We start from the raw sequence: 9,474 nt of genomic DNA, 5'->3' as shown, positions 1-9,474 counted from the left end.
TGATCAGCTACACGCTGTCGCGCCTGCTCGGCCTGCCCGACAAGCTTGCGACACTGGTGGCCTGCGGCAATTCGATCTGTGGCAATTCGGCGATCGTGGCAGCCGCGCCGGTGATCGATGCGCGGCCGGAGGATGTGGCCTCGTCGATCTCGTTCACCGCAGCGCTTGGCATCCTCGTGGTGCTGCTGTTGCCGCTCTGCGTCACGGTGCTGGGCCTGAACCAGTGGCAATATGGCGTTGCAGCCGGCCTCACCGTCTATGCGGTGCCGCAGGTTCTGGCCGCGACGCATACGATCGGCGTGGCGAGCGTTCAGATCGGCACGGTGGTCAAGCTGATGCGCGTGTTGATGCTCGGTCCCGTGGTGATCCTGCTGGGCTTGCGGAGCGGACGGATCAACGGCAGGCGCCCGGCACTGCGCGACATGCTGCCGTGGTTCATCATCGGTTTTCTGCTGATGATGGGACTGCATTCGTTTGACCTCATTCCCGCGGCAACGCTCGGACCGTTGCAGACGGCATCGACCGTGCTGACGGTTCTGTCGATGGCGGCGCTCGGACTGTCGGTCGATCTGCGCGCGGTGATGACTGCGGGTGGCCGCGTGCTCGCGGCCGGCACGCTGTCGCTGATCGCGCTCGGATGCCTGAGTGCCGTCGCGCTGCATCTGATCTGAGGGCGCCGGGTACCGCCTGCGCATCGTGTTCCATCATCCCGGCGCGTCCGTCGGTTCCTTTTTGGCTAAAATACTGCGCCACCGTTGAAATTTCGGCCGCGGCACCTTATTGCACGGCGCATGAACAACCTCGCTGTCGCCGAAAAACCCCTGATGGCCTGGTCGGGCCAGACGCTGCTGCGCAAGCCGGCGCCATTCCTGCCCATGAGCCGCGCCGAGATGGACGAACTCGGCTGGGATGCCTGCGACATCGTGCTGGTCACCGGCGATGCCTATGTGGACCATCCGTCGTTCGGCATGGCCATCATCGGCCGCCTGCTGGAAGCGCAGGGATTCCGCGTCGGCATCATCTCGCAGCCGGACTGGCATTCGGCCGAGCCGTTCAAGGCGCTGGGCCGGCCGCTGGTGTTCTTCGGCGTCACCGGCGGCAATATGGATTCGATGGTGAACCGCTACACCGCGGATCGCCGCATTCGCAGCGACGACGCCTATACGCCGGGCGGCGAAGGCGGCAAGCGGCCGGATCGCTGCACCGTGGTTTATGCGCAGCGCTGCCGCGAGGCGTTCAAGGATGTGCCGATCATTCTCGGCGGCATCGAGGCCTCGCTCCGCCGCATCGCGCATTACGATTACTGGTCGGAGAAGGTGCGCCGCTCGATCCTCGCCGACGCCAAGGCCGATCTCTTGCTCTACGGCAATGCCGAGCGCGCCGTGGTCGAGGTCGCGCATCGTCTCGCCGACGGCGAATCGCCGCGCGATCTCGACGACATCCGCGGCGTCGCGCTGTTCCGCCGCGTGCCCGAGAACTACACCGAACTGCCGGCGGATGATCTCGATTCCGCCGATGAAGGCGCGTCACGCCAGAGCGGCGACACGGTGGTGCGGCTGCCGTCCTGTGAGCAGGTCGAGCAGGACAAGGAAGCCTATGCGCGCGCCTCGCGCGTGCTGCATCGTGAAGCCAATCCCGGCAACGCGCGAGCGCTGGTGCAGAAGCATGGCGATCGCGACCTCTGGCTCAATCCGCCGCCGATCCCGCTGACATCCGATGAGATGGATGCGGTCTATGATCTGCCCTATGCGCGCGCGCCGCATCCGTCCTATGGCGATCAGAAGATCCCCGCCTGGGACATGATCAAGTTCTCGGTGACCATCATGCGCGGCTGCTTCGGTGGCTGCACCTTCTGCTCGATCACCGAGCATGAAGGCCGCATCATCCAGAACCGTTCGGAAAAATCGATCCTGCAGGAGATCGAAAAGATCCGCGACAAGACGCCGGGCTTCACCGGCGTGATCTCCGACATCGGCGGGCCGACCGCGAACATGTATCGGATGGCGTGCAAGGATCCGAAGGTCGAGAAGGCCTGCCGGCTGCCATCCTGCGTGTTTCCGGACATCTGCCCGAACCTGAACACTTCGCATGACGAGCTGATCAGCCTGTATCGCAAGGTGCGCGAGACCAAGGGCATCAAGAAGGTGATGGTCGCTTCAGGCGTGCGCTACGATCTGGCGGTGCAGAGCCCGAAATATGTCGAGGAGCTCGTCACCCATCATGTCGGCGGCTATCTGAAGATTGCGCCGGAGCATACGGAGCGCGGGCCGCTCGACAAGATGATGAAGCCGGGCATCGGCACCTATAACCGATTCAAGAAGATGTTCGACGCCGCCGTGCAGAAGGCTGGCAAGAAGTACTTCCTGATTCCGTATTTCATCGCGGCGCATCCGGGCACGACGGATGAGGACATGATGAATCTCGCGCTGTGGCTGAAGAAGAACCGCTACCGCGCAGATCAGGTGCAGACCTTCCTGCCGTCACCGATGGCCACCGCAACGGCCATGTATCACACCGGCGTCAATCCGCTGCGCGGCGTGCGTCACGGCGCGAGCGAACCGGTCGAGGCGATCAAGGGCCTGCGGCAGCGCCGGTTGCACAAGGCGTTCCTGCGCTATCACGACCCGGATAACTGGCCGATCCTGCGCGATGCATTGCGGGCGATGGGACGCGCCGATCTGATCGGGTCGCGACCTGAACAACTCGTGCCGGCGCATCAGCCGCCGGGAACGGGTAAGGCTGCGGGCACCAAGCGTCCGGTTCGCCCCGGTGGGGGCAAGACGCAGCGCTTCACGACCAAGGGCGTTCCGATGATCCGCAAGTGAGCGGAGCGGTTCCACGTCTGACGTACGTGTGATGTTGCCGAGTTCCCGAAAGTTCCTGCCGGGTTCCGCGTGAATAGCTGTTCCGCACGGGCGTCCGAGTTCCCTTTTGAAGCGTTGGTACCGCATGACCCAACGCATCGCAGAGGAACTTCAAGATCTCGCCCGCATCGCCTTGCGCAAGGCACGCGCCTTGCCGCCGGGCGCCGAACGCAACGAGTTGCGACAAGTCGCGCTTGCCTTGAAAACGCTGGCCGAAAATAACCGGTGGCTGGCGGGGCAGCGGCGCAATCGCTAGCGCGGCGCGACATCCATCAGACATTCCGGACAAAGGCGCCGCTGCGAGTCCTGCACGGGGATCAAGCGCAGCTTCGGGCCATGCCAGCCGCAGGCACATTCCGTCACCAACGGATCGAGCCAGGTCTGCAGGCTCGTGCGTGGCGTTGCGGCGATGTCGGGGGCAAGACTATCCATAGGCCGGCTCCTCGCCATGAAGCGCCACTGGCTGCAGCGGCGCGCTGTCCGCAGGCAAGCGGGGAGCGTCCCAGTTGCCGCTGACGTCGATTACGACATTGGTGTTCTCGGTGTGCTGCGTCTGCAGCGCGTCAGCGAGTTCGCGGGTGGGGAGATACAACAACCAGGACATTGGACATTCGCCAGAGATCAGTCGCGCGCATAACGCGACTGATCGGCCCTCGTTCCCCGGATTTGCGAAGAATGTTTCGAAGCCGGGTCGTCAACGTCCGGCTTGCGCGATCACCTCGTGTGGCATCATCACATGGATCCCCTTTTCCAGATTGACGAGCTGCGTGACACGAACGTCCGCCGCGAGGCTGCAGAGCATGTAGGCGTCCTCGGATGAGAGCGTGGTGCGCGCTGCCACCATGGCGATCATCCGGCGCAGCGCGATGCGCGCGGCTTCATCGAGATCGGAATTGAAGGCCATGGTGATCAAATGGTCCTTCGTCTCGGCATAGGGCGCCTCGAGCTGCGCATTCTTGACGAGGTCGATCTTGAAGGTGCCGGTGAGGCCGGTCTCGACCGCCGTCACACAGACTTCGCCATCGCCCTGCACGGCATGGCCGTCGCCGCAGGAGAACAGCCCGCCCGCAGTCCAGACCGGCAGATAGAGAACGCTGCCGGCGCCAAGCTCCTTGTTGTCGATATTGCCGCCGAAATGCGATGGCATGGTCGACGAAGCACGGCCGACGTCCGGCTTCGGCGCCGTGCCCATCACGCCGAAGAAGGGCTGCGCCTTCAGCGTGATGCCCCATGGCGTCCTGACGATGTTCTTGGCGCGATCAAGCCCGATGTGCAGGCGGCGGAAATAGTCGAAGTCGTCGGGCAGGGTGCCCATGCCCGGGCGGAACAGCATGTAGCCCCAGTCATCGGCGAGCTGGACGTCCTTGATCTCGATGCGCAACGCATCGCCCGGTTCGGCGCCGCGCACGGCCACAGGGCCGGTGAGGATATGCGGCCCGAGATCGGGCCTCACCGCATCGATAATGGCCAGCAGCTCCGGGCGCGGCGTCATGCTGGGATCGGTCGGGAGATGGTCCTGATTGCCGCTGACGCTGGTCATGACGACCGTTTCGCCGGGCTCGATGGTGGCAATTGGGGCCTGTTTGGCGTCGAAATAGCCCCAATGCACGGTGGCGGGTGTCGGCTGAATGGTCTGCGTCATGGAGGGCCCCAAGTTCCGGATCTACCGGCGCAGCATAGCCGCCTGATCGGCTTTTGCAGCGCAAAATATCCTTTCGCGGGCTGGCCCGATGCCTTATTGCGAGGCCTTCCATTTGCCCCGCGAGTTCGCCTGCCCATGATCCGCCTCGACAATATCAGCAAGCAGAACGGTCATCAGATCGTCTTCATCGAAGCCGCCGGCGCGCTGCTGAAAGGCGAGAAGATCGGCCTTGTCGGCCCCAACGGCTCCGGCAAGACCACGCTGTTCCGGCTGGTCACCGGTCGCGAGCTGCCGGATGAGGGCCAGGTGGTGGTCGAGCGCGGCGTCACCATCGGCTATTTCAGCCAGGATGTCGGCGAGATGTCCGGCCACAGCGCGGTGGCCGAAGTGATGGAAGGCGCCGGCCCGGTCAGCGTCGTCGCCGCCGAGCTGAAGGAGCTGGAAGCGGCGATGGGCGATCCGGACCAGGCCGACAGGATGGACGAAATCATCAGCCGCTATGGCGAGGTGCAGGCGCGTTTCGAGGAGCTTGATGGCTACGCGCTGGAAGGCCGTGCGCGCGAAGTGCTGGATGGCTTGTCCTTCTCGCAGGAAATGATGGACGGCGATGTCGGCAAACTGTCGGGCGGCTGGAAGATGCGCGTGGCGCTGGCCCGTATTCTCCTGATGCGCCCGGATGTGATGTTGCTCGACGAACCTTCGAACCATCTCGACCTCGAAAGCCTGATCTGGCTCGAAGGCTTCCTCAAGGGTTATGAGGGCGCGCTGCTCATGACCTCGCATGACCGCGAATTCATGAACCGCATCGTCACCAAGATCATGGAGATCGATGGTGGCTCGCTGAACTCCTATTCCGGCGACTACGAGTTTTACGAGGCGCAGCGCGCCATGAACGAGAAGCAGCAACAGGCGCAGTTCGAGCGCCAGCAGGCGATGCTCGCCAAGGAAATCAAGTTCATCGAGCGCTTCAAGGCACGCGCCTCGCATGCCGCGCAGGTGCAGAGCCGCGTCAAGAAGCTCGACAAGATCGAGCGCGTCGAGCCGCCGAAGCGCCGCGAGACGGTGGCGTTCGATTTCCTGCCGGCGCCGCGTTCGGGCGAGGATGTCGTCGCGCTGAAAGGCGTGAACAAGGCCTATGGCAGCAAGGTGATCTATGACGGGTTGGACTTCATGGTCCGTCGCAAGGAGCGCTGGGCCATCATGGGCATCAACGGTGCCGGCAAGTCGACGCTGCTGAAGCTGGTAGCCGGCGCGTCCGAGCCTGATACGGGCAGCGTCACCGTCGGCGGCAGCGTGAAAATGGGCTATTTCGCCCAGCACGCGATGGACCTGCTCGATGGCGAGCGCACCATTTTCCAGAATCTCGAAGACACATTCCCGCAGGCAGGGCAGGGCACGCTGCGTGCGCTGGCCGGCTGCTTCGGCTTCTCCGGCGACGACGTGGAGAAGCGCTGCCGGGTGCTCTCAGGCGGCGAGAAGGCGCGTCTCGTGATGGCGAAGATGCTGTTCGATCCGCCGAACTTCCTGGTGCTCGACGAGCCGACCAACCATCTCGACATGGCCACAAAGGAAATGCTGATCAAGGCGCTGGCGGATTTCGAGGGCACCATGCTGTTCGTGTCGCATGACCGACATTTTCTGGCCGCGCTATCGAACCGCGTGCTCGAACTGACGCCGGATGGCATCCATCAGTATGGTGGCGGCTATACGGAATATGTCGAGCGCACCGGACAGGAAGCACCCGGGCTGCATCCGAACTAGACTGCGCTTGTTTCCTTCTCCCCGCAAAGAGCGGGGAGAGGTTAGGTCATCCCTTCAGCGCCGATAGCGACACGCCACGCTTCACGACGGTCCGCATCGCAAAGCTCGAATGCAGCCGTGAAACGCCCGGCATGCGCGACAGGTGCTGTTTGTGGATGCGCTCATAGTCCTGCATGTCGCGCGCCTGCACATGGACGAGATAGTCGTCATTGCCGGACATCAGATAGCAGGACACCACATCCGGGCACTGTGCGATGGCGCGCTCGAAGGCGGAAAGCGCGTCTTCGCTCTGCTTGTCCAGCGTGATGTGGACATGCACCGTCATCATGTAGCCGAGCTCCGCCGCATCGACCTCGGCGGCATAGCCGCGGACGATACCCTTTTTTTCCAGCGCCCCCAGCCGCCGGGTGCAGGCGGTGGGCGACAGGCCGACCTTCTCTGCCAACGCCATCTGACTGATGCGGGCGTCCTGAACCACTTCACGCAGAATTTTTCGGTCGATGGAATCAAGGTCGGGGGTCATGTTCCCTCAAGGCGCAGGAATTCACTAATATTGCGTCACAGGTCGCCGGAATCCGGCGTCCAGTACGATATCAGTGGCCCAAATCGCCGTAAAGCGCCGCGAATGGGGTGAGATAGTAACGCGTTGGTCCTCGAATGGAGGTAGCGGTCATGCTGGCGCGTGTGGAAGTGAATGACATGGTGCAGCATGCCGGCGCGGTGCTGACCATCGATCTGGCGGGGATCGGGCGCAATTACCGGCTGCTTGCCGGCAAGGTCGGACCGCGTGTCACCTGTGCCGGCGTGGTCAAGGCGGATGCCTATGGGCTTGGCGCCGATCGCGTCGCCCCGGCACTGTATCAGGCTGGTTGTCGCTCCTTCTTCGTCGCCCATCTCGATGAGGCGCTCGATCTCCGCCACCATCTGCCGCGCGATGTGACGATCTATGTGCTCAACGGCCTGCCGCTTGGCGGTGAGGGCGATTGCGCCGCGGCGGGCATCGTGCCGGTGCTGAACTCGCTCGATCAGGCGCAGGCCTGGTCGCAGCAGGCGTGTGAGAGCGGGCGAAAGCTGGCTGCGGTGGTACAGGTCGATAGCGGCATGTCGCGGCTCGGCATGACGCCGCGTGAAGTGGCTCAATTTGTCGATGCGCCGCTCGCCGGCATCGATGTGGCGCTGGTGATGAGTCACCTTGCCTGCGCCGATGAAACTGCGCATCCCGCCAATGAGTATCAGCGTGAGACGTTTGCCGTGCTGGCGCAGCGGTTTCCGGGCATTCGCAGATCACTCGCCAATTCGTCCGGCATCTTCATCGGTGGCGCATTCCACCACGATCTTGTGCGGCCGGGTGCCGCGCTCTACGGCATTAATCCCTTGCCCGGCCAGGTCAATCCGATGCTGCCGGTCGTTCGGCTCACTGCACAGGTGGTGCAGGTGCGCGATGTCGAAGCCGGTGCGCATGTGGGCTATGGCTGGACGCTGAAGACGGCGCGCCCAACACGGCTCGCCACCCTGGCGATCGGCTATGCCGACGGGCTGCAACGCGCCTTCGGCAACGCTGGCGCGGTCTATTTCCGCGGCAAGCGGCTGCCGGTGGCAGGACGGGTCTCGATGGACTCGCTGATCGTCGATTGCAGCGACCTGCCCGAAGGCGCTTTGGCACGCGGTTCGCAGGTAGAAATCATTGGCGGCCACCAGTCGATCGACGATCTCGCATCGGCAGCCGGCACCATCGGCTACGAGATGCTGACATCGCTCGGCCGCCGCTACGAACGTATCTATGCTGAGGAAATCGACGCGCGCTGGCGCGGTCGTGCTGGGATGACTGCACTATGAAAGTTCTCGTTCTCGGCGCCGGCGTGATCGGCGTCACCACGTCCTACTATCTCGCCAAGGCGGGTTTCGAGGTGACGGTGATCGACCGTCAGCCCGGCCCGGCACTGGAGACCAGTTTCGGCAATGCCGGTGAAGTGTCGCCGGGTTATGCCTCGCCCTGGGCAGGGCCGGGCGTGCCGAAAAAGGCGATCGGCTGGATCATGGACAAATATGGCCCGCTGGTGGTGCGTCCGCAGGCCGATCCGTATCAGTGGCGCTGGATGTTGCAGATGCTGCGCAACTGCACCAGCGAGCGCTACGCGCTCAACAAGTCGCGCATGGTCGGCATCGCGGAATACAGCCGCGACCAGTTGCGTGCGCTGCGCGCCGATATCGGCATCGCCTATGACGAGCGCAGCCAGGGCACGCTGCAGCTGTTCCGCAAGCAGGCGCAGCTCGATGGCGCCGGTAGCGATATCGAGATTCTCAAGCAGTATGGCGTGCCCTATCAGGTGCTCGATCGCGCCGGCTGCGTGCAATACGAGCCGGGTCTGGCCGGCGTGCAGGATCTGTTCGTCGGCGGCTTGCGTCTGCCCGATGACGAGACCGGCGATTGCCATCTGTTCACGCAGGCGCTGGAGAAGATCGCCGCCGGTCTTGGCGTCAAATTCATCTATGAGACAACCATCAAGTCGGTCGATGCCACGGGTGGCCGCGTCGCGCAGGTGACGACGGACAAGGGCGTATTCACGGCTGATCAGTATGTGATGGCGCTCGGCAGCTTCTCGCCGCTGCTGCTGCGTCCGCTCGGCATCGATGCGCCGGTCTATCCGGTGAAGGGCTATTCGCTGACGGTGCCGATCACCGATGCGACGGTGGCGCCGGAATCGACGGTGATGGACGAGAGCTACAAGGTGGCGATTACGCGTCTCGGCGATCGCATCCGCGTCGGCGGCACGGCCGAGGTCGGCAATTACACGCCGCAGCCGACCGCGCCGCGCCGTCTGCCGCTCGACAAGTCGCTGACGGACCTGTTCCCGAAGGCGGGCGACCTCGCGCAGTCGACCTTCTGGAGCGGGCTGCGGCCGATGACGCCGGATGGTCCGCCGATCGTGGGACCGACCAGGTTCGGCAATCTCCATCTCAACACCGGCCACGGCACGCTCGGCTGGACCATGGCCTGTGGCACCGCCCGCGTGCTGTCCGACCAGCTCGCCGGCAGGGCCCCGGAGCTGGATGTCAGCGCACTGGCGATCGCGCGATATAACTGAGCGTTCTTGACCTCTCCCCGCGCAAGATGCGGGGAGAGGGAGTGACGCGCATGCCGGCCATGTTGCGCGTGTCCGCCTGTTGCCTTCCCCGCGATTTCCGTTTTCACTTCGCGAAAACCAT

Annotated in this window: 10 protein-coding genes; 6 read left to right on the top strand and 4 right to left on the bottom strand. The window is 63.8% G+C overall.

Going from position 1 to position 9,474, the window contains the following annotated elements:
• The 3 genes from ACIQ17_RS10540 to ACIQ17_RS10530 all read left to right on the top strand — a co-directional run.
• Positions 1–671, top strand: a 671-nt coding sequence (locus ACIQ17_RS10540) for a YeiH family protein (RefSeq protein WP_398468167.1), incomplete at its 5' end; no start/stop codon positions are given.
• A gap of 120 nt (positions 672–791) precedes the next feature.
• Entirely contained in the window at positions 792–2,825 is a 2,034-nt protein-coding gene (locus ACIQ17_RS10535; RefSeq protein WP_398468165.1) for a YgiQ family radical SAM protein, read from the top strand.
• Positions 2,826–2,949: 124 nt separating this feature from the next.
• Positions 2,950–3,120, top strand: coding sequence for a hypothetical protein (locus ACIQ17_RS10530; RefSeq protein WP_398468163.1), 171 nt, complete (start codon positions 2,950–2,952; stop codon positions 3,118–3,120).
• On the opposite strand, the gene ACIQ17_RS10525 is transcribed toward ACIQ17_RS10530, so the two are convergent.
• From ACIQ17_RS10525 to ACIQ17_RS10515, 3 genes are all read right to left on the bottom strand, one after another.
• Positions 3,117–3,296: a hypothetical protein gene (locus ACIQ17_RS10525; protein ID WP_398468161.1), complete on the bottom strand. Its 180-nt coding sequence runs from the start codon at positions 3,294–3,296 to the stop codon at positions 3,117–3,119. The genes ACIQ17_RS10530 and ACIQ17_RS10525 overlap by 4 nt on opposite strands.
• Complete coding sequence (locus ACIQ17_RS10520; protein WP_398468159.1) at positions 3,289–3,468, bottom strand: hypothetical protein; 180 nt, start codon at positions 3,466–3,468, stop codon at positions 3,289–3,291. The genes ACIQ17_RS10525 and ACIQ17_RS10520 overlap by 8 nt, the downstream gene beginning before the upstream one ends.
• A gap of 90 nt (positions 3,469–3,558) precedes the next feature.
• The gene (locus ACIQ17_RS10515) at positions 3,559–4,506 is read right to left on the bottom strand and encodes an acetamidase/formamidase family protein (RefSeq protein ID WP_398468157.1); all 948 of its coding nucleotides are present in this window, start codon (positions 4,504–4,506) and stop codon (positions 3,559–3,561) included.
• Between the two features lie 135 nt (positions 4,507–4,641).
• Here ACIQ17_RS10515 and ACIQ17_RS10510 point away from each other — a divergent pair, with 135 nt between their 5' ends.
• Positions 4,642–6,267 carry an ABC-F family ATP-binding cassette domain-containing protein gene (locus tag ACIQ17_RS10510; protein WP_398468155.1) on the top strand — a complete coding sequence of 542 codons (1,626 nt, stop codon included), beginning with the start codon at positions 4,642–4,644 and terminating at the stop codon, positions 6,265–6,267.
• A 46-nt stretch (positions 6,268–6,313) separates the two neighbouring features.
• On the opposite strand, the gene ACIQ17_RS10505 is transcribed toward ACIQ17_RS10510, so the two are convergent.
• Positions 6,314–6,790, bottom strand: coding sequence for an Lrp/AsnC family transcriptional regulator (locus tag ACIQ17_RS10505; protein WP_398468153.1), 477 nt, complete (start codon positions 6,788–6,790; stop codon positions 6,314–6,316).
• A 149-nt stretch (positions 6,791–6,939) separates the two neighbouring features.
• Here ACIQ17_RS10505 and alr point away from each other — a divergent pair, with 149 nt between their 5' ends.
• Both alr and ACIQ17_RS10495 read left to right on the top strand, forming a co-directional pair.
• Positions 6,940–8,103 carry an alanine racemase gene (alr, locus tag ACIQ17_RS10500; RefSeq protein WP_398468151.1) on the top strand — a complete coding sequence of 388 codons (1,164 nt, stop codon included), beginning with the start codon at positions 6,940–6,942 and terminating at the stop codon, positions 8,101–8,103.
• Entirely contained in the window at positions 8,100–9,353 is a 1,254-nt protein-coding gene (locus ACIQ17_RS10495; RefSeq protein ID WP_398468149.1) for a D-amino acid dehydrogenase, read from the top strand. The genes alr and ACIQ17_RS10495 overlap by 4 nt, the downstream gene beginning before the upstream one ends.
• Positions 9,354–9,474: the final 121 nt, after the last annotated feature.

Source organism: Tardiphaga sp., assembly GCF_044340795.1.
Lineage (GTDB): Bacteria > Pseudomonadota > Alphaproteobacteria > Rhizobiales > Xanthobacteraceae > Tardiphaga.
The sequence above is the reverse complement of the archived record's forward strand: the minus strand, read 5'-3'. Positions and strand labels throughout refer to the sequence as shown.

What these genes read in the sequence shown, in the direction of transcription:
- ACIQ17_RS10535 (WP_398468165.1), top strand. Translation starts at nt 792, where the DNA reads ATGAACAACCTCGCTGTCGCCGAAAAACCCCTGATGGCCTGGTCGGGC.
- ACIQ17_RS10530 (WP_398468163.1), top strand. Translation starts at nt 2,950, where the DNA reads ATGACCCAACGCATCGCAGAGGAACTTCAAGATCTCGCCCGCATCGCC.
- ACIQ17_RS10525 (WP_398468161.1), bottom strand. Translation starts at nt 3,296, where the DNA reads ATGGATAGTCTTGCCCCCGACATCGCCGCAACGCCACGCACGAGCCTG.
- ACIQ17_RS10520 (WP_398468159.1), bottom strand. Translation starts at nt 3,468, where the DNA reads ATGTCCTGGTTGTTGTATCTCCCCACCCGCGAACTCGCTGACGCGCTG.
- ACIQ17_RS10515 (WP_398468157.1), bottom strand. Translation starts at nt 4,506, where the DNA reads ATGACGCAGACCATTCAGCCGACACCCGCCACCGTGCATTGGGGCTAT.
- ACIQ17_RS10510 (WP_398468155.1), top strand. Translation starts at nt 4,642, where the DNA reads ATGATCCGCCTCGACAATATCAGCAAGCAGAACGGTCATCAGATCGTC.
- ACIQ17_RS10505 (WP_398468153.1), bottom strand. Translation starts at nt 6,790, where the DNA reads ATGACCCCCGACCTTGATTCCATCGACCGAAAAATTCTGCGTGAAGTG.
- alr (WP_398468151.1), top strand. Translation starts at nt 6,940, where the DNA reads ATGCTGGCGCGTGTGGAAGTGAATGACATGGTGCAGCATGCCGGCGCG.
- ACIQ17_RS10495 (WP_398468149.1), top strand. Translation starts at nt 8,100, where the DNA reads ATGAAAGTTCTCGTTCTCGGCGCCGGCGTGATCGGCGTCACCACGTCC.